The sequence below is a fragment of the Pantoea sp. ICBG 985 genome (assembly GCF_002928365.1).
Classification (GTDB): domain Bacteria; phylum Pseudomonadota; class Gammaproteobacteria; order Enterobacterales; family Enterobacteriaceae; genus Pantoea; species Pantoea dispersa.
Map to the genome: position 1 here is coordinate 57,410 of NZ_POWM01000001.1, position 26,086 is coordinate 83,495.

The following is a 26,086-nucleotide window of genomic DNA, read 5'->3' on the forward strand; positions in this document are numbered from 1 at the left end:
TGCGCTTTATCCATGCTAATCATTCAGCGCGAAATATTGTGGCGGGGCGGGTGAGTAAATTCCGTTTTGGTCTGGAAGGCATTGACCTTATAACTGCGCCTGGTAAGAATGCGGTAAAAGTTTTGAATCAGATCGCAATTTTTGGCCTTGTGCCATTTGCAGTCCGGCTGCGATAGCCGGACTGAATTAACGCCACTTGCACCTCGCGCCGCGCAACATACATCACGGCGTAATAAAAGTGCAGGGCATACAGCAAATATCGTTAATGTCGTAACGCTCGTTGCGAAGGCCCGTCGAAAGATGCACCTTTTCAACCGCGGTCGGCAGTTCCCGTTTTCCTGATGCGGCAAAAAATAGCTGGAGAGGTAGCGCCGATCAGGATAACGAATAAACCTCTATCTGATAAATGTTTTACCCGGCAGCAACGCAATAAATACGTTGCTGTGCAGGAAGCGTTGGGGCTAACTGGCTGATAAATCACTGAACTCTGCGGAGTGCAGCGCCCCTTCTTTACGCCTGAAAATACACCAAAGAGAATTCCAGCACGCTGGTCGCTGTAAGCCAGGGGCGGTAGCCTGCGGTTTTTACCCTTTAAATCGCCAGGTGAACCTGACCTGAATATATAGCGAAATTCTTATCTGGTTCCAGCAAAAAATAGACGTGTTCCGGCGGTCATATTTTGCTGAGGAAACTCTGAAAACAGCGCCGTATTAATGTTAAGCCGGATGAAAGCATGGGCCGTTAAACGTTAAGTATTAACGGTTCAGTATCGATTTTTATTTTGTCACGGCGGGTTTAACCCGCGATAAATTATGTTTTGAGGTCATATGCAAACTCCCGTTAACGACGTGCTGATTAGCGTCATTGTGCCGGTGTATAACGCCGCAGCTTATCTGGAAAGATGCATCGACAGCCTGCTGCAGCAGGATGAGATTCGCTTTGAGGCCATTTTTATTAATGACGGCTCCAGCGATGACTCGCTGGCGATCCTGCAGCGTTACGCCGGTTATCCGCAGTTCCACCTTATCAGCCAGGCCAACGCGGGTGTCTCGGCGGCGCGCAACCGGGGCATTCGCGCCTCGCGCGGCCGGCTGCTGTGTTTTTTAGACGCCGATGACTTTCTGCCGCCCCAGGCCTTCTCGACGTATGTGCGGCTGATGAGTGATGAAACGGCGATGGTGGTGGGTGAGTCACAACACTTCAACCCGGACGGTGCCCCGCTGGATTTTCCCGCCAACCGTGAACAGGCGCACACGCTGTCGGTATCGGCGGCGATTAACGATCTGCTCTATTACCATCCGCGCCACGGTATCTGCGACAAGGTGTTTCGCGGCGATGTCATTCGTCAGCACCGGCTGCGGTTCAACGAAGAGATCGCCAATTTCGAAGACCTGCTGTTTGTCATGAACTACCTGCATCTGCAGCAGGATCGCCAGGTAGTGATGACGCAGCGGGTGGTTTATCACTACGTCAAATCCACGCACTCCGCCACGCGTTCGGCGCTGCGGGAAAAACATTTCTCTTTTGCCCGCTCGTTCAGCGGCATGAAAGCATTTTTATCGAACCAGCATTATCGCTGTTATTACCACCTCTATTTAAAAGTCACGGCGTCTTACATCCACAAAGGGCTGCACAGCGACAGCCTGAGCCGCGCCTTTATTGATGAATACATCACGCTCTATCGCCGCAGTTTCCGCAGCTGGTGCACCGCCGGACCGCTATTTAATCCGTGGAGCCTGTATTTTGCGCTGTTTTTCATTAGCCCGCGCCTGGTTTCACGGCTGCGCCGGCTGGCAGAGAAATAATCGCACCGGAGGCGTTGTGAAAGACAAATTAAAAAACTCCATGTGGATGATTGCCGAAAAGCTGATTGCGGTATTCGGCCTGATCTTTGTCACCTCCTACGTGGCGAAATACGTCGGGCCCACCACCTTCGGCATTATCTCCATCGCCATGCTGGTATTTCAGTTTATTCAGACCATCGCACTGATGGGCAGCGATGTGATTTTGCTAAAACGCATCGCGCAGAATCATCACTCCGGCCTGCGCCTGATGATGGCGACCTTCCTGCTGGTACTGGTGCTGTATTGCGTGCTGTCGATTGTCGGCATGGCGATTATGGAAGAGGAATGGAGCGCCGACGCGCTGGTCTTTATCTGCGCGGCAGCCATTGCCTGCCTGTTCTCATCCATTGACCTGGTCAATATTTACAACGAAGCGAGGCTCAACGCGCGTCTCAATGTGATTGCCAACGTCATTGGCCTGGCGATCAGCCTGACGGTGCGCTTTCTGATCTCCTATTACCAGCTGGAACCGGCCTGGCTGGCGATTCCGATTGTGCTCGCCACCTTTATTCCTTTCACCATCAAGTTAACGCTGTTTCTGCTGTATGAGCGGCGTGCACCGCTTCCGGCGCTGCGCCACGTGAAAAAGTATTCGCGCTACATGCTGGTTTCCGGCATGTCGCTGATCTTCTCTGCGATTGCCGTTGCGCTCTATACCCGCGTGAATCAAATCAGCGTCTCTTATTTTCTCGGCGTGAAAGAGGCGGGCATTTTTTCCGTGGCGCTGACGTTGTCGACCGCCTGGGTATTTTTACCCAGCGCGCTGCTGGCGTCGTTTTATCCGGCATTTTTTGCCGAGCGGAATGACCAGCAGGCGATCGTCAAAGCGCAGAAACTGCATCTGCTGGTGATTGGCGTTTCCGCTGCGGTAATTGTGGCGATCTGGCTGCTGTCGGGCTGGTTTATTCGTGACTTCTACGGTGAGCAATATCTTGATGCGGTCGCGCCGACGTTATTACTCAGCCTCGGTGCGATGTGCGCGGTGCTGAGCAGCGTCATGGATCGTTTCATCATTAAATATAACGGCTATCGCTATCTGGTGAAAAAAACCTTCGCGGTATTAGTGATTTGCGTGCTGTCGTCGCTGCTGCTGGTGCCACATTTCGGTTTAACCGGTGCCGCCATGAGCGTGGTATTAACCGAGTTTTTATCCTTCTCCCTGCTGAATTACTTTTTCCCGGCACAGCCGGTCATGCGTATTCATCTGATCTTTTTCAACCCCAGGAAACTATGGCAGCTCTTTAGCACTATCAAAACCTCAGACAGTAAAGAGAGTTTATCATGAATGAAAAAACGCTATTTAGTATTATCATTCCCGTTTATAACGCGCAAAACACTATCCGGCGTACGCTGCAAAGCGTATTAAATCAAACCTTCAGTAGCTATGAAATAATTGTTGTCAACGATGGCAGTCGCGATAACAGTGCCCGGATTTTGCAGGAGTTTGCTCACTATCCGCAGGTTACGGTGCTTAATCAAATTAACGCAGGCGTCAGTGCGGCACGCAATAGCGGGCTGCAGCAGGCCAGCGGGGAATATGTCCTGTTTCTCGATGCGGATGACTGGGTTGACGATAACTTCCTGATGAGTTTCAAACTCAATCTCAATGCCTGGCCGGCCGAATCGGTGGACTTAATGGTTGGCAATCTCAACGACAACCGTATCGGCAAAGTCTCGCAGGCGGGATTCTTCAGCCAGCAGGATATTCCTTACGTGCTGGGCGAGCTGGAGATGAGTGACAACATTGGCTATCTGCATAATAAATGTTATCGCCGCCAGATTATTGACGATCTTCATCTGCGCTTCATGGAAGGCGTCTCGATGAGTGAGGACCTGCTGTTTAACCTGAAGTTTTTCAGCTGCGTCAGTAATTTTCTCATTACCCCAGGCGCGGCTTATCATTATGAGGATGTGGCGGGATCGCTGTCGAAACGTAAAGTGCAGTACAGCGAACTGAAAGTGCGTAAACAGTCGCTTACCGATTTGTACGATTCGATTGTGGAAAAGTACGCGTCGGGTAATCTCGACCATTTTTTAAAAGCAATCTCGAAACGCGTGCTGGCACTGGATATGCAGATTGTCACCGCTATGTATCACGCCTCGTTTTCACCTGCCGATATTGCGCAGGAAATTAATCAAATCAAGCGCGGAAAATATTCTAAAGGTATTTTTACGCTGCTGAATAAAAATGAAAAACTGAAGTACATGATTATGAATTTGAATACTATCACAGCGTACTATTTCCTTTATGCCCTCTACAGAATGCGGGCATTCTGATTTTCAATTCTCCCGGCGTTATCCTCTGGCGAAGTACAGCATTGCCCGAGGCTAGCTGCCGGGGGAGTTTCCTCCTGAGCGCTCTGCTGCTGGCAACATCCCCGCACTTCATTCTCCCGCTCACGTCCACTTCGCGCTGTGTCTTGCACTCCTGACGCTTCTCAGGTCAAATAGCGCCCCAGGCAATCGATTGCGTGCGTGTTTCGTGCGTTATTGTTGCTTTTATCGCCATCTCGCGCATTTTTACCGCCTTTGTGATGCATGTCTTGCGTTGCTGCAATCCACGCCGGGCAAAAACGGGTAGCATAGGCGCGTTTTGTGAAGCGACCGCACGCTGCAGGCCGCCGCGAATTTTTAGCCGTCGTTCCGGCTGCATTTGAGACAATTTTGGAGAGACAGATGGATAACTCACAAACCGGTACCCTCGGTACGGTGGAGGCGGCAGCAACCGGCTGGCGCAAGAGTGATACGGTGTGGATGCTGGGCCTGTACGGCACCGCGATTGGCGCAGGGGTGCTGTTTCTGCCGATTAACGCCGGCGCGGGTGGGCTGATTCCGTTACTCATCATGGCGATTCTCGCCTTCCCGATGACCTTCTTTGCGCACCGTGCGCTGACGCGCTTTGTGCTCTCCGGCAAAAATCCCGGTGCGGATATCACGGACGTAGTGGAAGAGCATTTCGGTGTCGGCGCCGGTAAGATCATCACGCTGCTCTACTTCTTTGCCATCTACCCGATCCTGCTGATGTATAGCGTGGCAATCACCAATACCGTGGACAGCTTTATTGTGCACCAGCTCGGGCTGGTATCGCCGCCGCGTGCGCTGCTGTCGCTGATTTTGATTGCTGGCATGATGACGGTGGTGCGCTTCGGCGAGCAGATGATTGTCAAAGCGATGAGCGTGCTGGTGTTTCCGTTTGTGGCGGTGCTGATGCTGCTGGCTGCGTATCTGGTGCCGCACTGGCACGGCGCGGCGCTGGAGACCTTATCGTTTGCGCAAAGCGGCAGCGACAGCAGTATCTGGATGACGCTGTGGCTGGCGATTCCGGTGATGGTGTTCTCCTTCAACCATTCGCCGATTATCTCGTCTTTTGCCGTGGCGAAACGCGCCGAGTACGGCGCCGGCGCGGAGAAAAAGTGTTCACGCATTCTGGCCAGCGCCCATCTGATGATGGTGGTGACCGTGATGTTCTTTGTGTTCAGCTGCGTGCTGAGCCTGTCGCCCGCCGATTTACAGGCAGCAAAGGCGCAGAACATCACCATTCTGTCCTATCTGGCGAACCACTTTAACGTGCCGATGATTGCCTGGATGGGGCCGATTGTCGCCATCGTGGCGATCACCAAATCGTTCCTCGGCCACTATCTGGGCGCGCGTGAAGGCTTTAACGGCATGGTAGCGAAGTCGCTGCGCAGCCGCGGTAAAACCATCACGCCGCAGAAAATGAATCGCCTGACCACGCTGTTTATGCTGCTGACCACCTGGCTGGTTGCCACTCTGAACCCGAGCATTCTCGGCATGATTGAGACGCTGGGCGGGCCGGTGATTGCGATGATTCTGTTCCTGATGCCGATGTACGCTATTCATAAAGTCCCGGCGATGCGCCAGTACAGCGGCAAAATCAGTAACCTGTTTGTGGTGCTGGTGGGGATTCTGGCGATTTCATCCATCGCTTATTCGCTGATGAATTAACAGCAGGACGCGGTGCGCCGGACCCGATGCGCACCGCCAAGACAACGCCTGCGACACTGAACGGCCCCGTCTGACGCATGCAGATCGGGGCTGTTTGTTTTAAACCGCAGCGGTTTTAAACACGCTCATCGACTGCGCCAGACGATCGGCCTGCTCCTGCAGCGCCTGAGACGCAGCGGACGCTTCCTGCACCAGCGCGGCGTTCTGCTGCGTCACCGCTTCCATCTGCGTAATGGCCTGATTGATTTCACTGATGCCGCTGCTCTGTTCGCTGCTGGCGATGGTGATTTCGCTCATGATCTCCGCCACGCTGCTTACGCTATTGACGACCTCACCAATGGTCGAACCGGCGTGCGTCACCAGACGGCTGCCTTCATCCACCTTCGCCACTGAGTCTTCAATCAGCACTTTGATCTCTTTCGCCGCGGAGGCAGAACGCTGCGCCAGGTTACGCACTTCGGTGGCGACGACGGCAAATCCGCGACCCTGTTCACCGGCGCGCGCCGCTTCGACCGCCGCGTTGAGCGACAGGATGTTGGTCTGGAAGGCGATAGAGTCGATCACGCTGATGATGTCGACAATCTTCTTCGAGGAGAGGGCAATCGCCTCCATCTTCACAATCACCTGCTCCATCACTTCACCGCCTTCTTTGGCGACGCCGGAGGTTTTCGCCACCAGCGAGTTGGCTTCGCGCGCATTGTCGGCGTTGTGCTTCACGGTAGCGGTCATCTGCTCCATCGCGGAGGCCGTCTCTTCCAGCGAGCTGGCCTGCTGTTCAGTGCGTGAAGAGAGATCGATGTTGCCGCTGGAGATCTGGTTGGACGCCACGGCGATGGTGTCGGATCCGGCGCGTACGTCGGAAACAATGGTCAGCAGGTTATCGTTCATCGCCTGCAGAGCCTGCATCAGCGCGCCCGTTTCATCTTTGCTGCGTATTTCAATGCGCGAGCTGAGATCGCCGGCAGCCACTTTGCTGGCGATGGTCACCGCTTCATTCAGTGGATGCACAATCGAACGGGTCAGCAGCCAGCCCATCACCACGGCAGCGAGAATGGCGAGCGCGGAGAACACCAGCGTGACTTCAATCGCCGTGGTGCCATCGTCGATAATGCCGGCACCTTCCTGCTGGAGCTGCGAGGACTGGGAATCAGCAAACGCCACCGCCAGGTCGAGGTAGGCATTCTGCACGGCGGTAATTTTTTTCAGCACGTAGTAGCTGGCGTCATCGGCTTTACCGGCCCGCACCAGATCCAGCACCTCATTTTTCTGCTGTTCAAACTGCTGACTGGCAGCCAGCAGGCTGGCAATTTTCTTCTTGCCTACGGCGGTAATCTGAATCGCTTCGATCTTCTTCATCGCCGCGTTGGTACGGGCGGTGGCGTCTGCCAGCTGCTGAAAGCGCTGCACGTTGAACTGCGGTCGGGTGGTATCGATGACGATGCCGCGCAGGTATTTGATCTGATCGTTGACGCCATCGCGCACGTCAAAGCCGAGCCGCACTTTTACATAGCGATCTTCCACAATCGAGGTAATGCCGCTCTTGATGTTGTTGATCTTCATAATTGAGGTGATACCAATCACCACCAGTAGTGCCACCACTAAACCAAAGGCGATGCCCAGGCGGACGCCGACCTTCATATTCTTTAAGCTCAACATTGGATCTCCCCGCAATGCCAGAATGCTGTTGTGTTAAAACGAAAACGCAGACGATGGGCCTGCAATATGTCGATGATGTGTAAAGGAAAGATTTTTTGCCGTTGCGGCAAGACGGGTCTGGCGCCACCTGCGCAGGCGCTAAAGTTATCGGTTGCTAATGTTTTAACTTTAATTTTTTAGGGATTTGTCACAAAACGGTTAAGAGGGCTTAAGGTTGATTAATCACTGGTCGTAATTAGCTGGCGTCATGGCCTGTGCCGGTGCGCAAAATTGCGCACCCGACAAAAACGCGCAGAGGCGGATGCGATATCTGCATTATCCCGTCGCACAAACCGTAGCGGCGCGATTCATCGCGCATTTCATTTCCCGCACCGCGGCGGAATGCGCAATAAATTGCGCCGCTACCACCCGTGCGGTTATCAGCGGCATCACATGGAAGGAATATCAGTCACCCGTGCGGTTATCAGCGGCATCACATGGAAGGAACATCAGTCACCCGTGCGGTTATCAGCGGCACCTTATGAAAGGAATATCTGCATGATACGTTGCGCCATCATGATTCATTGCGGATGCGATATCTGCATTATCCCGTCGCACAAACCGTAGCGGCGCGATTCATCGCGCATTTCATTTCCCGCACCGTGGCGGAATGCGCAATAAATTGCGCCGCTACCACCCGTGCGGTTATCAGCGGCATCACATGAAAGGAATATCAGTTACCCGTGCGGGTATCAGCGGCGTCCTATAAGAAGAATATCTGCGCGACAAGCCGCGCCATCATGATTCATTGCGGATGGGATATCTGCATTATCCCGTCGCACAAACCGTAGCGGCGCGATTCATCGCGCATTTCATTTCCCGCACCATGGCGGAATGCGCAATAAACTGCACCCTGCAAAAAACACGCAGAGGCCCTGTAGGGTCACCATTCATGGTGACCTCAGACGATTAATAGATCAGTAAGACAGGATAAATACGCCGTTACGGTAACGCTGCTGAAGGCTGGCGAGCGGGCACAAAAAAGGCGCGAATATCGCGCCTGAGGGGAAAATCGGGGCAAGCGCTTAGCGCTTCTTCTCCAGCACGCGATAAATCACACTGGAAAGCTCGTTGATTTCAAACTTAGCGACGTAACCGTCAGCGCCCACTTTGCGCACGTGATCTTCGTTGGCGCTACCTGACAGCGAGGAATGAATCACCACCGGAATCTGCCGCAGCGCGTCGTCGCGCTTGATGTTGCGCGTCAGGGTAAAGCCGTCCATCTCCGGCATTTCGAGGTCGGTCAGCACCAGCGCGATTTTGTCGTGAATCGACTCGCCGTTAGCCTGCGCTTCTTTCTGCATCTCGCTGATTTTAATCCACGCTTCAAGCCCGGTATTGTGCATGATGGCCGGAATGCCCATGCTTTTCAGCCCCTGTTCCAGCAGCTGACGCGCCACTTTGGAGTCTTCAGCAACAATCGCTACCTGGCCGGGTTTAAGGTTGAAATTCTTCGCCGTCTCTTCGCTCGGCTCAACACCACGCACCGACGGAATGATGTCATACAGAATCTGCTCGACGTCGAGCACCAGCGCCAGATTGTTGCTCTGACCGTCGGTGTCCAGACAGGCGATGCTGGTGATGTTACGGCTGCCGATGCCCGCTTCCGCCGTGTGCACCTGATTCCAGTCGAGACGCACAATGTTCTCCACCGATTCCACGGCAAATGCCTGGGTGCTGCGCGCGTATTCGGTCACCAGCAGCAGGTTGAGGCCGGTTTCCGGTTTGCAGCCGGTTACGGCCGGCAGGTCGATCACCGGAATAAACTGGCCGCGAATGCTGGCCATGCCGAGCAGCGGTGAATTCATGCCGGCGGCGCGGGTAATCGTCGGCATCGGCACAATTTCACGCAGTTTAAATACGTTGATGCCGTACAGCTCAGACTTGCCTTTCAGCCGATCGGAACCCAGCCGGAACAGCAGCAGTTCGAATTTGTTAGAAAGCGCAAGGTTGGCGCGTTCATCGATCTCTTTCTGAAAATTATCCATTGTGGCCTCGGGGCAGAATCTGGGCGGAGTAAAGGGCAGGGCAATAGCGCCATGATTAACTTATCGGCAGCGGAGGAAAAAAATGAAGGGAAGGGCGATGAAAATTTAGCGTAAGGGCGATCGCCCTCACGCTCACGACAGTTACTTCAGCAGAATCGCGCGCACGCTTTTGCCTTTGATCTTGCCCTCTTTCAGCTTGATCAGTGCTTTCTTCGCCTGTGCGGCGTCGATGGCGACATACGCATGGGTCGGGGTGAGATCGATTTTACCGATCTGATCGCCGCTGAAACCGGCTTCACCGGTCAGGGCGCCCAGAATATCGCCGGGACGCATCTTGGCTTTACGCCCACCGTCAATGCACAGCGTCATCATTGCCGCCGGCAGCGGCTGTGCGCCTTTGCCTTTCAGCGTGCTGGCCGGCTGCCAGTTGAGCTTCTGCTGCAGGTAATCTTCCAGCGCATGGGCGCGCACCATTTCGTCAGCCGCCACAAAGCTGACCGCCAGCCCCTGTTCGCCGGCGCGGCCGGTACGGCCAATACGGTGGATGTGCACTTCCGGATCCCACGCCAGCTGGAAGTTAACCACCAGCGCCAGCGATTTAATGTCGAGGCCGCGCGCGGCGACGTCGGTGGCGATCAGCACGCGGATGCTGCCGTTGGCAAAGCGAATCAGCACGCGTTCGCGATCGCGCTGTTCCAGATCGCCGTGCAGCGCCAGCGCGCTGATCTGGCGATCGTTGAGCGCGGCCGCAATCTCATCACATTCCCGTTTGGTGTTACAGAACACCACGCAGGAAGCCGGTTGCTGCTGGCTGAGCAGAGCGCTGAGCAGATTGATACGCTCGCTGACGCTGGTTTCAATAAACTGCTGCTCAATCGCTGGCAGTTCCGACTGCGCTTCGGTCGCTACTGCCAGCGCATCGCGCTGAAAGCGCTGACTCAGGCTGGCAATGGTATCGGGCCAGGTGGCGGAGAACAGCAGCGTCTGACGCGAATCCGGCGTAAAGCCAATGATGGCTTCCATATCGTCGCGGAAACCCATCTCCAGCATGCGATCGGCTTCGTCCAGCACCAGGCTCTGCAACTGACTTAAATCGAGATTGTCACGCTTGAGATGATCGAGGATGCGCCCCGGCGTGCCGACCACAATATGCGGCGCATGCACCAGCGAATCGCGCTGCGCGCTCATTGGCTGGCCGCCGCACAGCGTCAGGATCTTGATGTTGCGGGTGAAGCGCGCCAGCTGACGCAGCACGTTGCTGACCTGGTCGGCCAGTTCACGCGTCGGGCACAGCACCAGCGCCTGGGTATGAAAACGCCCGCTGTCGATGCGGTTCAGCACGCCAATACCGAAGGCGGCGGTTTTACCGCTGCCGGTTTGCGCCTGCGCCCGCACATCGCGTCCGCTAAGGATGGCCGGCAGGGAAGCGGCCTGAATCGGCGTCATGGCGTCGAAGCCCATCTCGCGCAGGTTGTCGAGCTGGCTGGCAGGCAGTTGCGTCAGGGTAGAAAAAGCAGTCACAGGAGCATCTCAGGTAGTAGCAGGAATAGCGGCGGCCAGTCTGGCAGAAAGGCGGCCTATCGGCAACGGCAATTGCGGTAATAATCACGTTGTGAAATTAGTCAGTCGTTGCGCTTTGTCAGGTCAATGATGAGGTGCAACTATCGCAAAGTTTTAATGAATGTTCCGAATTTCACACCAGGCAGCACGAACGGTAAAAACGCTTTTTCGAGGGAAAAAATGATATTAGCGGCAGGTAAGCGGCAATATCGCCGCATGTTACGGCTATTTTCAGTAAGATTTCGCTTATATGTTACCTGTTACGCGGAAAATCTGAGTAAAAATCCTAACCGCTTTGCTTTATATTTAGCGCGCCATTTGGCAATTAATAATTACTTCAGAGGTCACCTCATTGAGTCACTATGTCCAGGGACAAAACGAAGACGTTCTGAAAATCGTCGGCCGCGCCGTGCTAACGCTGCATCTGCATGGAGAGACGTTATCCTCCGATAAAGTCAGCTCCATGATTGCCTGTTATGCGGAAGAAGAGCCTGTTAATGACGATGAGCACCAGCGCCTGTATGCGCTGGCGATTCAGATGTTGTCTTAAATCCAGCATTATCATCGGGCTTGCCGCGCCGGTGTCACCTTCCAAAGCCTCCTGCGGGAGGCTTTTTTCTGGCCGGGTCTGGCGTGCTGGTGCTGGCTGCGATGCGCCTTCAGGCGCTGAATACCGGCGTGCCGCGCTGGAACGTAGCGCGCACCGGCGCAATGCGCGCCACGGCTTCCGCCGAGCAGCTGGCGTCGACCAGCATCATACTGGCTTCATCCTGGAGCTGCGGCCACTGGCGCTCACCGCTATTGGCGAGCGGCAGAATGCCGCCGGTGGCGATATGCAGCGCGCGGCTCAGGCCAAACTCATCCGATCCGCGATACAGCTGGGCATACAGATTGGCTTTCTCCAGCATGCTGCCGGTACCGAACGGCGACCAGTGATCAATCACGCTGTCGGTGCCGGTCATCACCGTCACGCCCGCCGCCTGCAGCTGCGGCAGTGGCATCGTCAGCTTGCCAATCGGAATCGTTGACGCCACGCTCATCTGCTGTTCGGCCATGCCGGCGATAATCTCATCCAGCGCCTTACCTTCCAGCGTGGCGAGCGCGAAACCGTGGCTCAGTGTCACTTTGCCTTTCAGCTGCGGATTACGGGCGATGGTGGCGATCATGTACTGAATGGCTGCCACGCCGGCGGCGCTGGTCTCATGCAGATGAATGTCCACGCCGCGATCGTAATCGAGCGCGATGTGGAACATCGCATCAAGCGAAGCCTGCATGGCACCATCCACGTTGGTGGGATCCAGCCCACCGACATACTGCACGCCGAGCTGCATCGCCTCACGCATCAGACCATCGACCTGCGAATGCAGCAAACCATGCTGCGGAAAGGCGACGATCTCACAGCGAAACGCCGGATGGTTGGCCAGCGCCAGCTGCAGATGTTCGAGACTTTTCAGGCCACTGACTGGATCGATGTTGCAGTGGCTGCGCGCTTCGGTGCTGCCTTTGCTTTGCAGCAGGCCAATCAGCGCTTCGGCGCGCGCCTGCGAGGTTGGCAACAGCTGGGGAATCAGCACCTGCTCGCGCGCAATCATATCCATGATGGTCTTGCCCTGCCGCGGGCGCGGTGCCTGCCATGGTCCGCCGTAGAAGGTTTTATCCAGATGGATGTGCATGTCCCGCGTGCGCGGTAACAGCAGCGCACCGCCGGTATCCCACTGCGGCAGGGCAGGCTGGCGCGCCTGGCCGGCGGCGCTAATGGCGCTGAACTTGCCTTCTTTAATGGTGATGTCGTACAGCGCGGTGCGGGTGGCGACAATCTCCACGCCGTCGCGCTCAAATCCCTCTTCGAGGCGCACATTCAGCAGCTGATAGTGCGCCACGGCAGGCGGCGGGGTGGACGAGACCGGTGCTGTGTCGGGACGGGCGGCGCTGCTCATGCCAGCCATCATCAGGCTGCCTGCGGCAGTAAGGCGCACGCCGTGGCTGAGGAAATCACGTCGGCTGGAAGCGGTCAGAGGCATCGGAAACTCCAGGCAAAAGGAAAAAACCTAATCTGGCAAAACCGACGCCGCCGCGCTGCGATATTTCCCACTGCCTGGCAGTGGAAAAATCACTGCCACTGTAGCTGGCAGAATTGCACCAGCGCAGCGGCCAGTGCCTGTTGCAGCGCATCCTGCGGCTTACGGCAGAACAGCGCCAGCTCGAAATGGCTGATTACTGGTAAACCCTCAGCGCTGCCCAGCACGCGGTGACCGGGCAGGCGGCAGCTGGCGGGCAGCAGCGTCAGGCCGAGACCGGCGGCGCTGGCGCTGGCGAGGGCCACCAGGCTGGCGCTGCTGTAGCTGATACGCCAGCTGCGGCCGAGCGCATCCAGTGTCTGACACATCTCTTCGCGATACAGCCCCTGCTGCGGAAACACCACCAGCGGCAGCGGCGTCTGGTCAAAGCAGGGATGTTCGGCACTGTCCAGCCACAGCAGCGGCTCGGGCCGGGCGGCCAGCGGGCGATCGCCGCCCGGCTGCTTGATCAGCATCAGATCCAGCTCTTCGCGCTGCCATGCGCGATGCAAATCGACGTACATGCCGCTCATCACTTCAAGACGCAGCTGCGGATGCTGTCGGCTGAATCCGGCCAGCAGGCTGGCGGTCGGGGCGGCAAAATCCTCCGGCACGCCAATGCGCACAATGCCGTCGCGCCACTTATCGCTCAGCACATCGTGCGCTTCGCCGTTAAGGGCGATGATGCGCCGCGCGTAGCCGAGCAATTTTTCTCCCTCTTCGGTCAGCGCCACCTGATGTGAGGTGCGCTGTAACAGCGCTTTACCCAGCATCTCTTCCAGCCGCCGCACCTGCTGACTGACCGTCGACTGCGACAGGTGCACACGCTCGGCGGCGCGGGTAAAGCTGGCGGTCTCGCACACCGCCACAAAGCTCAATAGCTGCTGCGGCGTAAACATTGGCTGACGATTCATTTATCCACTGCCCATCATGGTGTTATTTCATTTCCAAATAGTACTGTCTGCTGCGATGCTGACAACCTTTTCACTGCAGGATGGGTTATGAACCGACATGCCAATACGTTAACGCTGGCTGCACTGGTACTGGCCGGGCTGAACATGCGCCCGCTGCTGACCTCGATCAGTCCACTGCTGGGCCAGCTGCGCCACAGCCTGCATCTGTCAGGGCTGGCCGCCTCGCTGCTGCCGGCGGTGCCGATGGTGATGATGGGCGCGGTGGCGCTGTTCAGCGCCACGCTGATGCAGCGCGTGGCCTTAAAGCCCTTACTGCTGGCCGGGCTGACGCTATTGCTGCTGGCGCTGGCGGCGCGCGGCGTGATCGACAGCGGCAGCGGGCTGGTGCTCAGCGCGTTGTTTGCCGGCATCGGCGTCGGCGTGGTGCAGATGGCGATGCCGGGACTGATTCGACAGCGTTTTAGCCGGCGCAGCGCGGCGGTCACCGGGCTGTGGGCGGGCGCGCTGATGGGCGGCGGCGGACTGGGCGCGGCGCTGTCGCCGTGGCTCAGCGCGCAGCTTGGCGTACCGCTGGCGCTCAGCGGCTGGGCGCTGCCGGTGCTGCTGGCTATCCTGCTGTGGCTACTGGTGCGCGTGCCTGCCGCGCCGGATGCCGCGCAGGTAACGCTGCCGCCGCTGTGGCGTAAGCCGCGCGCCTGGTCGCTGGCGCTGAGCTTTGGCCTGGTCAACGGCGGCTATGCCACCTGTGTTGCCTGGCTGCCGGATGCGTATCACCGGCTGGGCTGGTCGGCGCAGGCCGGCGGCTCGCTGCTGGGCGTGATGATTCTGAGCCAGGTTGCCGGCGCGCTGCTGATGCCGCTGCTGGCGCGCGGTGCCGATCGCCGTCCGCAACTGATTGTCAGTCTGCTGTGTCAGCTGGCCGGGATGAGCGGGTTTCTTTTTGCGCCGCTGCTGGCGCCGTGGCTGTGGGCCGCCATCGCCGGCTTCGGTCTCGGTGCCGCGTTCCCGCTGGCGATGGTGCTGGCGCTCGATCATCTGCCGCAGCCGCAGGCAGGCGCGCGGCTGGTGGCCTTCATGCAGGGCGCAGGATTCATCATCGCCGGCTGCATGCCGTTTATTGCCGGTCAGTTGCAGGTGCTCACCCACAGTTTTGCCAGCGTATGGCTGATGCAGGGCGTCGTGACGCTGGGGCTGATCGGACTCAATCTGCGTTTTCATCCGCGCAGCTATGCGCGCGCCTTTGGTGCGGCTGCGCGCTGATTGGTCCTACCAATGTTATAAAAATGTAGCCACATGGTCACATAACACGAAAAATCACGCCTGTCGCGTTGCTTTGGGTTAACAATGCATTAACTATCTGGAGCCAGAAAGCCCGTCAGCCGCAATGTGGTCCTACCAATTGTGGTGCGGAACCGGGCAACAATCTGCGGCGCACGCCTGCTTTTGCCGATGCGCCGCATCCCTCTGGTGACCTCTGGAGAAACGGCATGCAGGTGTGGCAACAAAACTACGATCCGCTCAACAATTTGTGGCTATCCAGCCTGGTGGCGGTGATCCCGATTGTTTTTTTCTTCTTCGCGCTGATTAAGCTCAAGCTGAAGGGCTATCAGGCCGGTACGATCACCGTGGTGCTGGCGCTGCTGGTGGCGCTGTTGCTGTACGGCATGCCGGTGCCTCAGGCGCTGGCGTCGGTGGCGTATGGTTTTTTATACGGCCTGTGGCCGATTGCCTGGATCATCGTGGCGGCGGTATTTGTCTACAAGATCTCGGTGAAAACCGGCCAGTTCGATATCATTCGCGCCTCGATTCTCTCCATCACGCCAGACCAGCGTTTGCAGATGCTGATCGTCGGCTTCTCGTTTGGCGCGTTTTTAGAGGGCGCGGCAGGCTTTGGGGCACCGGTGGCGATCACCGCCGCACTGCTGGTCGGGCTGGGCTTTAATCCGCTCTATGCCGCCGGCCTGTGCCTGATCGTCAATACCGCGCCGGTGGCGTTCGGCGCGATGGGGATTCCGATCATCGTCGCCGGTCAGGTCACCGGGCTGGACAGCTTCCAGATTGGCCAGATGGCGGGACGCCAGCTGCCGTTTCTCACCCTCATCGTGCTGTTCTGGATCATGGCGATCATGGATGGCTGGCGCGGCATCAAAGAGACCTGGCCGGCGGTGATGGTGGCCGGCGGCTCGTTTGCCATCGCCCAGTACCTCAGCTCTAACTTCCTTGGCCCGGAGCTGCCGGATATCATTTCGTCGCTGGCTTCGCTGATCTGCCTGACGCTGTTTCTGCGCCGCTGGCAGCCGGTACGCATCTTCCGCTTTAAAGAGCCCGCGCCAGAGGTTGCGCCCTCAGGGACACAACGCTACACGCTGGCGCAGATTGTGCGTGCCTGGATGCCGTTCCTGTTCCTGACCGCGACCGTTACGCTGTGGAGTATTCCGCCGTTTAAAGCGCTGTTCGCCAAAGGCGGCGCGCTGTATGACTGGGTGTTTAGCGTGCCGGTGCCGCTGCTGCACGAGCTGGTGGCACGCATGCCGCCGGTAGTGAGCGCAGCAACGCCGTATGCAGCGCTGTTCAAATTTGACGTGGTCTCCGCCACCGGCACTGCGATTCTGCTGGCGGCGGTGATTTCGGTGATTTTCCTGCGTATGAAGCCGGCGGCGGCGCTGCGCACCTTTGGCGAAACCCTGAAGGAGCTGGCGCTGCCGATCTATTCCATCGGCATGGTGCTGGCCTTTGCGTTCATCTCAAACTACTCCGGGCTGTCGGCCACGCTGGCCCTGGCGCTGGCGCACACCGGCCAGGCCTTCACCTTCTTCTCGCCGTTCCTCGGCTGGCTGGGCGTCTTTCTGACCGGCTCCGATACCTCTTCCAACGCGCTGTTCGCCGCGCTGCAGGCGACCACCGCGCAGCAGATTGGTGTGTCGGATGTGCTGCTGGTGGCCGCCAATACCACCGGTGGCGTCACCGGTAAAATGATTTCGCCGCAGTCGATCGCCATCGCCTGCGCCGCCGTGGGGCTGGTGGGGCGCGAGTCCGATCTGTTCCGGTTTACCGTTAAACACAGCCTGATTTTTACCTGTATGGTCGGCGTGATCACCACGCTGCAGGCGTATGTCTTTACCTGGATGATTCCATGACTGAACCCACACCGCGGCTGGCGGATACGCTGCGCGCGCGTCTTAGCGCCTGGATTGAAGAGCATCAGCTGAAACCCGGCATGCGTTTACCTTCGGAGCGTGCGCTGGCCGCCCGCTTCGGCGTGTCGCGCTCGTCGGTGCGTGAGGCCATCCAGCAGCTGATCAGCAGTGGCGTGCTGATCAGTAAACGCGGCGGCGGCACCTGGCTGTGCGAGCCGCAGGAGCCGTGGTCAGAACAGCGCATCGTCGAGCCGATTCGCCAGCTGCTGGCCGCCGATCCTGACTACCGCTGGGATATTCTTGAGGCGCGCCACGCGATTGAGGCCAGCACCGCCTGGCACGCCGCGCAGCGCGCCACCGAGGCGGATAAAGAGCGGCTGCGCTATGCCTTTGACGCGCTGATACAAATGAACGACTGCGACGATCCCGAACTGGCCGCGCAGGCGGATCTGCGCTTCCACCTCGCCATTGCCGAAGCCTCGCATAATCTGGTGCTGCTGCAGACCATGCGCGGATTTTTCGATCTGTTGCAATCCTCCGTGCTGCACAGCCGCCAGCGTATGTACACCCAGCCGGTGATTTTCAACCAGCTCAACGCCCAGCATCAGGCGATGTTCGATGCGGTGATGGCGGGCGACGCCGACGCGGCGCGCCAGGCGGCGATGGATCACCTCGGCTTTGTTCACACCACCATGAAAACGCTGCATGAAGACGAAGCGCGCCAGGCCCGCATCACGCGGCTACCGGGCGCCACGCAGGTTACCCGTAAGGAAGACAACTGATGATTATTTCTGCTGCCAGTGACTATCGCGCCGCGGCGCAACGTATCCTGCCGCCATTCCTGTTTCACTATCTGGACGGCGGGGCCTACGCAGAACATACCCTGAAGCGCAACGTGGCCGATCTCTCTGACGTGGCGCTGCGTCAGCGCGTGCTGAAAAACATGGCTGAGCTGAGTCTGGAAACGCGGCTGTTCAATGAAACGCTGTCGATGCCGGTGGCACTGGCGCCGGTCGGCCTGTGCGGCATGTACGCGCGACGCGGTGAAGTGCAGGCGGCGCGTGCGGCAGCGAATCGCGGCATTCCGTTTACCCTGTCGACCGTGTCGCTGTGCCCGATAGAAGAGGTGGCACCGGCGATTAACCGTCCGATGTGGTTTCAGCTGTATGTGCTGCGCGATCGCGGCTTTATGCGCAACGCGCTGGAGCGGGCCAAAGCGGCAGGCTGTTCGACGCTGGTGTTCACCGTCGATATGCCGACGCCGGGCGCGCGCTACCGCGATGCGCACTCTGGCATGAGCGGCCCGCATGCCGCGCTGCGCCGTTACTGGCAGGCGGTCACCCATCCGCAGTGGGCGTGGGACGTCGGGCTGCACGGGCGTCCGCACGATCTCGGCAATATCTCCACGTACCTCGGTAACCCTACCGGACTGGAAGATTATATCGGCTGGCTGGCGAAAAATTTCGACCCGTCGATCTCGTGGCAGGATCTGGAGTGGATTCGCGAATTCTGGGAAGGGCCGATGGTGATCAAAGGCATTCTCGACCCGGAAGATGCGCGCGATGCGGTGCGTTTTGGCGCCGATGGCATCGTGGTCTCCAACCACGGCGGACGTCAGCTGGATGGCGTGCTGTCGTCGGCGCGCGCGCTGCCGGCCATCGCCGACGCGGTGAAGGGCGACATCACCATTCTGGCCGACAGCGGCATTCGTAACGGGCTGGATGTGGTGCGCATGATCGCGCTGGGGGCTGACAGCGTGTTGCTGGGACGCGCGTTTATCTATGCGCTGGCGACGCACGGCCAGCGCGGCGTGGAGAATCTGCTAAGTCTGGTTGAGAAAGAGATGAGGGTGGCGATGACGCTGACCGGCGCGAAAACCATTGCGGACATTACCCAGGATTCGCTGGTGCAGGCGAATGCATTGCTGAGCGAAGCCGGACTCAGCCCGGCGCGCCCGCACGCGGTGCGCTAAGCCAGGCAAAGCGCCGGCTCTTGTCTATACTGAATAGCTGTCTGACTAACAGGAGGAATGACATGACCATTCATAAGAAAGGATCGGCCCATTGGGAAGGCGACATCAAAGGCAAAGGCACGGTTAGCACTGAAAGCGGCGTGCTCAGCAACCAGCCATACGGTTTTAACACCCGTTTTGAAGGCGAGAAGGGCACCAATCCGGAAGAGCTGATTGGCGCGGCACACGCCGCCTGCTTCTCCATGGCGCTGTCGCTGATGCTGGGCCAGGCCGGTCATCCACCGAAAAGCATCGACACCACCGCCGATGTTTCACTGGACAAAAAGGGCGACGGCTTCGCCATCACCAAAATTGCCCTCAACAGCACCATTGCGCTGCCGGGCATCGATGATGCCAAATTTGATGAAATCATTCAGAAAGCCAAAGCAGGCTGCCCGGTGTCTCAGGTGCTGAATGCCGAAATCACCCTCGACTATACGCTGAATAATTAATCGCCCTCACGGGTGACCAGCGGTAGACTATGCGATGCGCCTGCGGGCGCATCGTTGCTTTCTGCTGTCTGGAGGAAACGTGGCAAAAAAACTGGCTGCGACAAAACACTGGAAGATGATTGTGGTGTTGCTGTGCATCTGCGGCGCGCTGATGCTGATTCGCTGGGCGGCGATGATATGGGGCTAAAGGATTGGGTATGCCGCCACAAGCTCGGGGTGCTGGTGATGATTATTCTGGTGCTGGAACTGGTGCACTACCTGCTGACGGCCTCGTGGCTGCCGTGGCAGTTCTGACGCCTCAGGCATATTCGCCGTCATGCTCATGCTGGCGCAGATTGCGCACGCTGCTGCGCGCAATGCGGTAGGCCTTGCGCGGATCGCCCGCGACAAATTCAAAGGTGGGCGAATAGTAAAACGGCAGCCAGCCGCCGAAGCCGCTCTCCCACTCCCAGCGCACCGGACAGGGCCAGAGAATGCCGTCATACAAAATGTAATAAACCCAGCGTCCGTTGGGACGACGGGGGCGAGTTTTTTTCATGGGATTCACAACTGTAATAGTGTAAAGCAGCTTATATTTTGAACGCTGCGGGCCCAGGTTGCAATGCCGTCTGGCTGTTTTTTATGCAATTGATGACGCACTGGCACCGAATTAACGGTGCACTTCCCCACAAAGCAGCACCACGTTCGGCCGGACTTTATGGATGCGATCGGCCATCTGTTCGCAGGCCACTTTCGTGGGGTAAATCCGCTCCGACACCGGCAGGGCATCACAGGCATCGTGGCCACAGGCGCTCACTAACAAGACAAAACCAATCAACATAACCGACTCCTTCTGCACCATTCCCGTGGTACGGAATGCGTGGCTGTGTGTTCCTTTTTTTGATCCAGTATAGCTAAACGCCTCAGGCGTCAATGAACAGCCTGAGCGGCTTTTTTGTCCGAACAGGATGATGATAACCAGCGCCGCGCCCATTAGCAGCACAATCTGGGCTAAACTGTGCGGCACTGACAACAATAAGGAGTGATATCTGATGTCTCATGAAATTGCCCATCCGGCCAGCAGCCCAAAACAGGCCGCCCTGCAACTGGTCATCGAACTGGTGCGCGCCGGTAAACTGAGCCCGCTGCACGGCGATGCTTCCAATATGATCTCCATCTACGAGCAGTTCAAGGCACACTTCGAAGCCGACAAGCAAAAAGATTCCGCCATCTCCTGACGTTCTGCCCCCGGTGGCGCGCTGTGTCTGGCCGCGCCACTGTTCCCCGACTTTCACATAATCTCTTCCGTTTATTATTGCATCCCGATTAAATTTGCAGCGCGCTTTTTGATATTTCTCACAGATCCGTAACGCAAATCTGAAACCGGTTGCAGAAAATCTTTAGCACGGGTATTCGTTAATTAAACCCCACACTGAGGATTGAATGATGCCAAAGATTCTACTCTGCTGCGCCGCCGGGATGTCCACCAGCATGGTGGTGCAGAAAATGGAGAAGGCCGCCAAAGAGAAGGGCGTCGAGGTTGAGATAAAAGCCGTTGGCATTGAAGAGTTTAACGATCAGATCGCGAACTTTGACTGTTGCCTGCTCGGGCCGCAGATTAAATACAAACTGGCGGACTTTCAGCCGCTGGCGCAGCAGCTAAATAAGCCTATCACTGTGATTAATAGCATGGATTACGGCATGATGAATGGCGCGAAAATATTAGATGATTCGCTAAAGCTGATTCACGCCTGACGATTGTTCCGAAAATAAAATAATTGTTTACGCTTGTGCGCCAATGCACAGGCTTATTCTGTTGTTGCCTGATGCAAGGAGCTCGCCGATGAGCAGCATAAGCGAATTGTTATTTGGTGTGATTGAAAACCGCATCAGCCCGCTGGCCGGACGCCTCTCCAGCCAGCGCCATGTGATTGCCATCCGCGATGGATTTATCGCCTCGATGCCGTTTCTGATTGTGGGCTCGTTTATGCTGCTGTTTGCCCATCCGCCGTTCTCAGCTGACAGCTCATGGGCGTTTGCCCAGTGGTGGCTCGGTATGGTGCGCGCGCATGAAGCGCAAATCATGATGCCGTATAACATGACCATGGGCATCATGGCGCTATATATCGCCAGCGCCATCGCCTATAACCTGGCGAACAGCTACAAGATGAACGGCTTTATGGCGGCCAGCCTGGCGCTGATGGCGTTTCTGGTGGTGGCCGCGCCACAGAGCAACGGCACGCTGCCGGTTGGCTCACTCGGCGGCGAGGGCATTTTCACCGCGATTCTGGTGGCGCTGTTCGCCACTGAGCTGATGCACTTCCTGCAAAAGCACAACATCGGCTTTAAGCTGCCGGAGCAGGTGCCGCCCAAAATTCGTCAGTCGTTCGATCTGCTGATCCCGATCATCGCCATCTTCATCACGCTGTTTCCGCTCAGCCTGTGGGTGCAGGCGCAGTTTGGCCTGCTGCTGCCGCAGGCGATCATGGCGCTGTTCGCACCGATTATCTCCGCCTCGGATTCGTTACCGGCGGTGCTGGTGGCGGTGCTGCTGTGCCACATGCTGTGGTTCGCCGGCATTCACGGTGCGGTGATTGTCGGCGGCATTCTGCAGGCGTTCTGGCTGACTAACCTCGGTCTCAACCAGCAGGCGCTTAACGCAGGTGAGCCGATCACGCACGTGTTTATCGAGCCGTTCTGGCAGTTTTTCATCGTTATTGGCGGCTCCGGTTCCACCATGGGGCTGGTGCTGCTCTACCTGCGCAGCCGCTCGGCGCATCTGCGCTCGATTGGCAAGCTGAGCATTGTGCCCAGCATGTTCAACATCAACGAGCCGGTCATCTTCGGTTCGCCGGTGGTGATGAATCCGATTCTGTTCATTCCGTTTATCTGCGCGCCGTTAGTCAACGCCACGCTCGCCTGGACAGCCACCAAAACCCACCTGATTAACCACGTGGTGTCGCTGGCCCCCTGGACCACGCCGGCACCGATCGGGGCGGCCTGGTCGACCGGCTGGGACTGGCGCGTCATCGTGCTGATTGCCGTGCTGGTAACCATCGCCACGCTGATTTACTACCCGTTTTTCAAAATTTATGAGCGGCAACTGCTGCAGCAGGAGCTTGAGCAGGCCGCCGCAGCGCAACCGGTTAAGGAGGCATGATGGAAATTGATGAGAGCACGGTCATGGAACTGATTATTCAGGCGGGAGAAGCGCGCTCCTGCTCGATGGAGGCGCTGCGCGCTGCGCGGCGCAAAGAGTGGCCACGCGCCGATGCGTTGCTGAGCGAAGCCAGCGAGGCGGCCAGAGCCGCGCACCGTATCCAGACCGAATTGATCGGTGCCGACGAAGGCTGCGGCAAAATTCCGGTCAATCTGATCATGGTGCATGCGCAGGATCATCTGATGAACGCCATGCTGTGCCGTGAACTGGCGGAAGAGATCATCCAGCTGCGGCGCGAGCTGGCTGCGGACTAACAAGGAGGCAGTATGCAACATCCTAACCCCGGTGCGTTTCCGCACGGCTTTCTGTGGGGCGCTTCAACCTCGGCGTATCAGGTCGAGGGTGCCTGGAACGAAGACGGCAAAGGGCCGTCGGTGATCGATAAAGGCCATTTTCCTGAGGGGATGACGGATTTCACCGTCACCAGCGATCACTATCATCGCTTCCGGGAAGATATCGCGCTGCTGGCGGAGCTGGGCCTGAAAACCTATCGATTCTCCATCGCCTGGAGCCGCATCTATCCGCAGGGTGACGGCGAGCTGAATCCGGCGGGCATTCAGTTTTATCAGCAGCTGATTGATGAAATTTGCCGCCACGGCATTGAGCCGCTGGTCACGCTCTATCACTTCGACCTGCCGTGGGCGCTGCAGCAGGATGGCGGCTGGTCAAACCGGCGTACCGTGGCCGCTTTTGAGCGCTTCGCCATCACCTGTTTCGAGCACTATGGCGACCGGGTGAAATACTGGCTGACCATCAATGAACAGAACATGATGATCCTCAAAGGCGAGGTGATTGGCACGCTGCCGGCCGGCACGGTGGATGCGCAGAAGACGCTGTATCAGCAGAACCACCATATGATGCTGGCGCAGGCCAAAGCGATGATTGCCTGTCACCAGCGCTTGCCGCAGGCCAAAATTGGCCCGGCACCGAACATCTCCTGTATCTATGCCGCCAGCGCCAGACCGGAAGATGTGCTGGCCGCCGATAACTTTTCAGCGATCCGCAACTGGCTTTACCTCGACCTGGCGGTGCACGGCCACTACAACAACGTGGTGTGGACGTTTCTGCAGCAGCGCGGCTGGCTGCCGCACATTGAGCCGGAGGATATGGCGACCATCGCCGCCGGCCAGCCGGACTTTATCGCCTTCAACTATTATGCATCGGCCACCGTCAGTGCTGACATGCCTGAGGTCGCGCGCGGTGAGCTGAACAGTAAGCAGCAGGCCGACCAGCAGATGGCCGGCATCGACAAATCAGTGTACGTCGGCTGCAACAATCCGCATCTGCAGCAGAATCAGTTTGGCTGGTATATCGATCCGGTCGGTTTCCGCATTACCGCGCGCGAGATCTACGCGCGCTATCGCCTGCCGCTGATTGTGACAGAAAACGGTCTCGGTGCGTTCGACACGCTGGAGGCGGGCAACAAAGTGTATGACGACTATCGCATCGCCTATCTGCGTGAGCATATCGCCCAGCTGCGGCTGGCCATTGCCGATGGCGTCGAGCTGTTTGGCTACTGTCCGTGGTCGGCCATCGATCTGGTCAGCACCCATCAGGGCATCAGCAAACGTTACGGCTTTATCTACGTTAACCGCGATGAACACGATCTGCGCGATCTGACGCGCTATCGCAAGAAGAGCTTTTTCTGGTATCAGCAGTTGATCCGCAATAACGGCGCACAGCCTGATGCGGAGGTGGAATACTAACGCGCGGTGCGGCGGCATCCCGACTGGGTCGCCGCCGCACCAGCAGCGTGATTAGCGGTGTTGTCCCGCCATCAGCACATATTTTACCTGCACATACTCTTCAATACCGTAATGGCCGCCCTCGCGGCCGTAGCCGGAGTGCTTGATACCGCCAAACGGCACTGACGCCGTACCGACTGAGCCGGAATTGAGGATCACCATGCCGGCTTCCAGTTTTTTCGACAGGCGGAAAGCGCGGCCAACGTCACGCGTCCACGCATAGGCCACCAGACCGTATTCGGTGTCGTTAGCGCAGCGAATCACCTGCTCTTCATCACTGAAACGGTACAGGGCAAATACCGGTCCGAAAATCTCGGTGTTGTGCACGGCAAACGAGGCGTCCAGATCGCACAGGATGGTCGGTTCATAGAACAGCCCGCCCTTCGCGTGTGGCTTGCCGCCAAGGTGCAGCGTCGCCCCCTGCGCTACCGCATCATCCAGCAGCGCGGTGACTTTATCGAGCGCCATGCGGTTAATCAGCGGGCCAACCACAAATTCCTGCTGCATACCCTGATCGACACGGATCTCACTGACTGTTTTCACCAGTTGCTGCACAAAGGCATCGTAAATCGCATCATGCACAAAGATGCGGTTAGGCGAAATACACACCTGGCCGGAGTTACGCAGTTTGGCGCTGACCAGCCCGGCCACGCTCTCTTCCAGCGGGCTGTCGGCGAACACAATAAACGGCGCGTTGCCGCCCAGCTCCATGGTCATCTTTTTCAGCGTGGCCCCGCACTGCTGCGCCAGCAGTTTGCCGACGCGGGTAGATCCGGTGAAGGAGATTTTGTGGATGCGCGTATCGCTGGTAAAAGCTTCGCCGATGGCTTGCGGATCGCCGGTCACCATCTCAAACACGCCAGCGGGAATACCAGCCTGACGTGCATACTCCAGCAGTTTATACGCGGTAAGCGGCGTCTCTTCTGCCGGTTTGATGATCATGGTGCAGCCCGCGGCCAGCGCGGTAGCGATTTTGCGGGTGATCATCATAAACGGGAAGTTCCACGGCGTGATGGCCGCGGTCGGGCCGACCGGCTCTTTTACTACCAGCACGGAGGCGTTAGCATCGTGCGACGGCAGGGTATCACCGTTGACACGTTTGGCCTCTTCCGCATACCACTCAATAAAGCCGAGACCGTACTCGATTTCGCCCAGCGCTTCGCTCAGGCATTTGCCGTTCTCCCTGACCATCAGTTCAGCAAACAGGTGCTTATCGGCGCGTACCAGATCGTACCAGCCACGCAGCAGGTCGCTGCGCTGTTTTGCGCTTTTTGCCGCCCATGCCGGAAACGCGGCACAGGTGCGATCGATAGCGGCCGTGACCTCGTCGTGGCGCATGAACGGTGCTTCGCCGACGAGGCTGCCGTCGGCAGGATTGGTGACTTTAATCATTCCAGTGTGCTCCAGTGTCAGAATCAATGTGACAACCTGGCAGTCAGCATTATCGGGCTGGCTGCCGCTGTGCAGAAATGATGCGCGTCTGGCCTTTTCGCCACAATCGATTAAAATTGCTCCATC

Annotated in this window: 25 protein-coding genes; 16 read left to right on the top strand and 9 right to left on the bottom strand. The window is 57.6% G+C overall.

The annotated features are described in order from the left end of the window. Positions 1-827: 827 nt before the first annotated feature. The 3 genes from C1Y42_RS00310 to C1Y42_RS00320 are packed head-to-tail and all read left to right on the top strand — an operon-like array spanning position 828 to position 4,121. The gene (locus C1Y42_RS00310) at positions 828-1,805 is read left to right on the top strand and encodes a glycosyltransferase family 2 protein (protein WP_104092622.1); all 978 of its coding nucleotides are present in this window, start codon (positions 828-830) and stop codon (positions 1,803-1,805) included. Between the two features lie 16 nt (positions 1,806-1,821). Then, positions 1,822-3,129, top strand: a complete 1,308-nt coding sequence (locus C1Y42_RS00315) for an oligosaccharide flippase family protein (protein WP_058775186.1) — start codon at positions 1,822-1,824, stop codon at positions 3,127-3,129. Beyond that, positions 3,126-4,121 carry a glycosyltransferase family A protein gene (locus C1Y42_RS00320; RefSeq protein ID WP_021507262.1) on the top strand — a complete coding sequence of 332 codons (996 nt, stop codon included), beginning with the start codon at positions 3,126-3,128 and terminating at the stop codon, positions 4,119-4,121. Before C1Y42_RS00315 ends, C1Y42_RS00320 begins: the two co-directional genes overlap by 4 nt. 166 nt (positions 4,122-4,287) lie before the next feature. Here the strand turns inward: C1Y42_RS00320 and C1Y42_RS23325 are convergent, their stop codons facing one another. Beyond that, positions 4,288-4,533 carry a hypothetical protein gene (locus C1Y42_RS23325; protein WP_146068670.1) on the bottom strand — a complete coding sequence of 82 codons (246 nt, stop codon included), beginning with the start codon at positions 4,531-4,533 and terminating at the stop codon, positions 4,288-4,290. Between C1Y42_RS23325 and C1Y42_RS00325 the strand changes: the two genes are divergently transcribed. Continuing rightward, positions 4,521-5,810, top strand: a complete 1,290-nt coding sequence (locus tag C1Y42_RS00325; RefSeq protein WP_021507261.1) for an HAAAP family serine/threonine permease — start codon at positions 4,521-4,523, stop codon at positions 5,808-5,810. The genes C1Y42_RS23325 and C1Y42_RS00325 overlap by 13 nt on opposite strands. Before the next feature lie 99 nt (positions 5,811-5,909). Here C1Y42_RS00325 and C1Y42_RS00330 read toward each other — a convergent pair whose 3' ends face one another. From C1Y42_RS00330 to dbpA, 3 genes are all read right to left on the bottom strand, one after another. Beyond that, positions 5,910-7,466 (bottom strand): methyl-accepting chemotaxis protein, encoded by a 1,557-nt coding sequence (locus C1Y42_RS00330; RefSeq protein WP_058758001.1) that lies wholly within the window; start codon positions 7,464-7,466, stop codon positions 5,910-5,912. A gap of 1,064 nt (positions 7,467-8,530) precedes the next feature. Beyond that, the gene (locus C1Y42_RS00335) at positions 8,531-9,493 is read right to left on the bottom strand and encodes a chemotaxis protein (RefSeq protein ID WP_021507259.1); all 963 of its coding nucleotides are present in this window, start codon (positions 9,491-9,493) and stop codon (positions 8,531-8,533) included. A 141-nt stretch (positions 9,494-9,634) separates the two neighbouring features. Continuing rightward, the gene (gene dbpA / locus C1Y42_RS00340; RefSeq protein ID WP_104092623.1) at positions 9,635-11,014 is read right to left on the bottom strand and encodes an ATP-dependent RNA helicase DbpA; all 1,380 of its coding nucleotides are present in this window, start codon (positions 11,012-11,014) and stop codon (positions 9,635-9,637) included. Between the two features lie 391 nt (positions 11,015-11,405). Here dbpA and C1Y42_RS00345 point away from each other — a divergent pair, with 391 nt between their 5' ends. Next, a complete protein-coding gene (locus C1Y42_RS00345; RefSeq protein WP_010618157.1) occupies positions 11,406-11,603 on the top strand; it encodes a hypothetical protein in 198 nt (65 codons plus the stop codon). Between the two features lie 109 nt (positions 11,604-11,712). On the opposite strand, the gene C1Y42_RS00350 is transcribed toward C1Y42_RS00345, so the two are convergent. Both C1Y42_RS00350 and C1Y42_RS00355 read right to left on the bottom strand, forming a co-directional pair. Beyond that, positions 11,713-13,074, bottom strand: coding sequence for an amidohydrolase family protein (locus tag C1Y42_RS00350; protein ID WP_104092624.1), 1,362 nt, complete (start codon positions 13,072-13,074; stop codon positions 11,713-11,715). Positions 13,075-13,163: 89 nt separating this feature from the next. Beyond that, positions 13,164-14,024 (bottom strand): LysR family transcriptional regulator, encoded by an 861-nt coding sequence (locus C1Y42_RS00355; RefSeq protein WP_104092625.1) that lies wholly within the window; start codon positions 14,022-14,024, stop codon positions 13,164-13,166. Between the two features lie 87 nt (positions 14,025-14,111). On the opposite strand from C1Y42_RS00355, the gene C1Y42_RS00360 reads away from it, so the two are divergent. From C1Y42_RS00360 to yniD, 6 genes are all read left to right on the top strand, one after another. Next, entirely contained in the window at positions 14,112-15,284 is a 1,173-nt protein-coding gene (locus C1Y42_RS00360; RefSeq protein WP_104092626.1) for a cyanate transporter, read from the top strand. Between the two features lie 227 nt (positions 15,285-15,511). After that, the gene (gene lldP / locus C1Y42_RS00365; protein WP_058769354.1) at positions 15,512-17,161 is read left to right on the top strand and encodes an L-lactate permease; all 1,650 of its coding nucleotides are present in this window, start codon (positions 15,512-15,514) and stop codon (positions 17,159-17,161) included. Then, positions 17,158-17,943, top strand: coding sequence for a transcriptional regulator LldR (lldR, locus tag C1Y42_RS00370; protein WP_059011939.1), 786 nt, complete (start codon positions 17,158-17,160; stop codon positions 17,941-17,943). The genes lldP and lldR overlap by 4 nt, the downstream gene beginning before the upstream one ends. Next, positions 17,943-19,133, top strand: a complete 1,191-nt coding sequence (lldD, locus tag C1Y42_RS00375) for an FMN-dependent L-lactate dehydrogenase LldD (protein ID WP_088516211.1) — start codon at positions 17,943-17,945, stop codon at positions 19,131-19,133. The genes lldR and lldD overlap by 1 nt, the downstream gene beginning before the upstream one ends. Before the next feature lie 62 nt (positions 19,134-19,195). Further along, positions 19,196-19,624, top strand: coding sequence for an OsmC family protein (locus tag C1Y42_RS00380; protein WP_021313986.1), 429 nt, complete (start codon positions 19,196-19,198; stop codon positions 19,622-19,624). A gap of 79 nt (positions 19,625-19,703) precedes the next feature. Beyond that, positions 19,704-19,811: a small membrane protein YniD gene (gene yniD / locus C1Y42_RS23805; protein WP_021507251.1), complete on the top strand. Its 108-nt coding sequence runs from the start codon at positions 19,704-19,706 to the stop codon at positions 19,809-19,811. Between the two features lie 111 nt (positions 19,812-19,922). Here yniD and C1Y42_RS00385 read toward each other — a convergent pair whose 3' ends face one another. Beyond that, a complete protein-coding gene (locus C1Y42_RS00385) occupies positions 19,923-20,162 on the bottom strand; it encodes a hypothetical protein (protein WP_021507249.1) in 240 nt (79 codons plus the stop codon). Between the two features lie 111 nt (positions 20,163-20,273). Continuing rightward, entirely contained in the window at positions 20,274-20,597 is a 324-nt protein-coding gene (locus tag C1Y42_RS23330; RefSeq protein ID WP_125310664.1) for a hypothetical protein, read from the bottom strand. A 58-nt stretch (positions 20,598-20,655) separates the two neighbouring features. Here C1Y42_RS23330 and C1Y42_RS00390 point away from each other — a divergent pair, with 58 nt between their 5' ends. The 5 genes from C1Y42_RS00390 to C1Y42_RS00410 all read left to right on the top strand — a co-directional run bounded on the left by C1Y42_RS00390 (position 20,656) and on the right by C1Y42_RS00410 (position 24,529). Next, positions 20,656-20,841, top strand: a complete 186-nt coding sequence (locus C1Y42_RS00390; RefSeq protein ID WP_021507248.1) for a hypothetical protein — start codon at positions 20,656-20,658, stop codon at positions 20,839-20,841. Positions 20,842-21,049: 208 nt separating this feature from the next. Then, positions 21,050-21,358 carry a PTS sugar transporter subunit IIB gene (locus C1Y42_RS00395; RefSeq protein ID WP_031279665.1) on the top strand — a complete coding sequence of 103 codons (309 nt, stop codon included), beginning with the start codon at positions 21,050-21,052 and terminating at the stop codon, positions 21,356-21,358. A gap of 88 nt (positions 21,359-21,446) precedes the next feature. After that, the gene (locus C1Y42_RS00400; protein ID WP_104092627.1) at positions 21,447-22,763 is read left to right on the top strand and encodes a PTS sugar transporter subunit IIC; all 1,317 of its coding nucleotides are present in this window, start codon (positions 21,447-21,449) and stop codon (positions 22,761-22,763) included. Continuing rightward, complete coding sequence (locus tag C1Y42_RS00405; RefSeq protein ID WP_010618140.1) at positions 22,763-23,077, top strand: PTS lactose/cellobiose transporter subunit IIA; 315 nt, start codon at positions 22,763-22,765, stop codon at positions 23,075-23,077. Before C1Y42_RS00400 ends, C1Y42_RS00405 begins: the two co-directional genes overlap by 1 nt. A 12-nt stretch (positions 23,078-23,089) precedes the next feature. Next, on the top strand, positions 23,090-24,529 hold the full coding sequence (locus C1Y42_RS00410) for a glycoside hydrolase family 1 protein (RefSeq protein ID WP_104092628.1): 1,440 nt from the start codon (positions 23,090-23,092) through the stop codon (positions 24,527-24,529). A 51-nt stretch (positions 24,530-24,580) separates the two neighbouring features. Here the strand turns inward: C1Y42_RS00410 and C1Y42_RS00415 are convergent, their stop codons facing one another. Further along, complete coding sequence (locus C1Y42_RS00415) at positions 24,581-25,960, bottom strand: NAD-dependent succinate-semialdehyde dehydrogenase (protein ID WP_104092629.1); 1,380 nt, start codon at positions 25,958-25,960, stop codon at positions 24,581-24,583. Between the last annotated feature and the right edge of the window lie 126 nt (positions 25,961-26,086).

Coding starts and splice junctions, on each gene's coding strand:
- lldP (WP_058769354.1), top strand. CDS start 15,512: ATGCAGGTGTGGCAACAAAACTACGATCCGCTCAACAATTTGTGGCTA.
- lldR (WP_059011939.1), top strand. CDS start 17,158: ATGACTGAACCCACACCGCGGCTGGCGGATACGCTGCGCGCGCGTCTT.
- C1Y42_RS23330 (WP_125310664.1), bottom strand. CDS start 20,597: ATGGGCGCGGCGCTGGTTATCATCATCCTGTTCGGACAAAAAAGCCGC.
- C1Y42_RS00320 (WP_021507262.1), top strand. CDS start 3,126: ATGAATGAAAAAACGCTATTTAGTATTATCATTCCCGTTTATAACGCG.
- C1Y42_RS00360 (WP_104092626.1), top strand. CDS start 14,112: ATGAACCGACATGCCAATACGTTAACGCTGGCTGCACTGGTACTGGCC.
- C1Y42_RS00400 (WP_104092627.1), top strand. CDS start 21,447: ATGAGCAGCATAAGCGAATTGTTATTTGGTGTGATTGAAAACCGCATC.
- C1Y42_RS00385 (WP_021507249.1), bottom strand. CDS start 20,162: ATGAAAAAAACTCGCCCCCGTCGTCCCAACGGACGCTGGGTTTATTAC.
- C1Y42_RS00410 (WP_104092628.1), top strand. CDS start 23,090: ATGCAACATCCTAACCCCGGTGCGTTTCCGCACGGCTTTCTGTGGGGC.
- C1Y42_RS00325 (WP_021507261.1), top strand. CDS start 4,521: ATGGATAACTCACAAACCGGTACCCTCGGTACGGTGGAGGCGGCAGCA.
- C1Y42_RS00380 (WP_021313986.1), top strand. CDS start 19,196: ATGACCATTCATAAGAAAGGATCGGCCCATTGGGAAGGCGACATCAAA.
- C1Y42_RS00330 (WP_058758001.1), bottom strand. CDS start 7,466: ATGTTGAGCTTAAAGAATATGAAGGTCGGCGTCCGCCTGGGCATCGCC.
- C1Y42_RS00335 (WP_021507259.1), bottom strand. CDS start 9,493: ATGGATAATTTTCAGAAAGAGATCGATGAACGCGCCAACCTTGCGCTT.
- C1Y42_RS00395 (WP_031279665.1), top strand. CDS start 21,050: ATGCCAAAGATTCTACTCTGCTGCGCCGCCGGGATGTCCACCAGCATG.
- C1Y42_RS00415 (WP_104092629.1), bottom strand. CDS start 25,960: ATGATTAAAGTCACCAATCCTGCCGACGGCAGCCTCGTCGGCGAAGCA.
- C1Y42_RS00310 (WP_104092622.1), top strand. CDS start 828: ATGCAAACTCCCGTTAACGACGTGCTGATTAGCGTCATTGTGCCGGTG.
- C1Y42_RS00390 (WP_021507248.1), top strand. CDS start 20,656: ATGTCTCATGAAATTGCCCATCCGGCCAGCAGCCCAAAACAGGCCGCC.
- lldD (WP_088516211.1), top strand. CDS start 17,943: ATGATTATTTCTGCTGCCAGTGACTATCGCGCCGCGGCGCAACGTATC.
- C1Y42_RS00350 (WP_104092624.1), bottom strand. CDS start 13,074: ATGCCTCTGACCGCTTCCAGCCGACGTGATTTCCTCAGCCACGGCGTG.
- C1Y42_RS00355 (WP_104092625.1), bottom strand. CDS start 14,024: ATGAATCGTCAGCCAATGTTTACGCCGCAGCAGCTATTGAGCTTTGTG.
- C1Y42_RS00405 (WP_010618140.1), top strand. CDS start 22,763: ATGGAAATTGATGAGAGCACGGTCATGGAACTGATTATTCAGGCGGGA.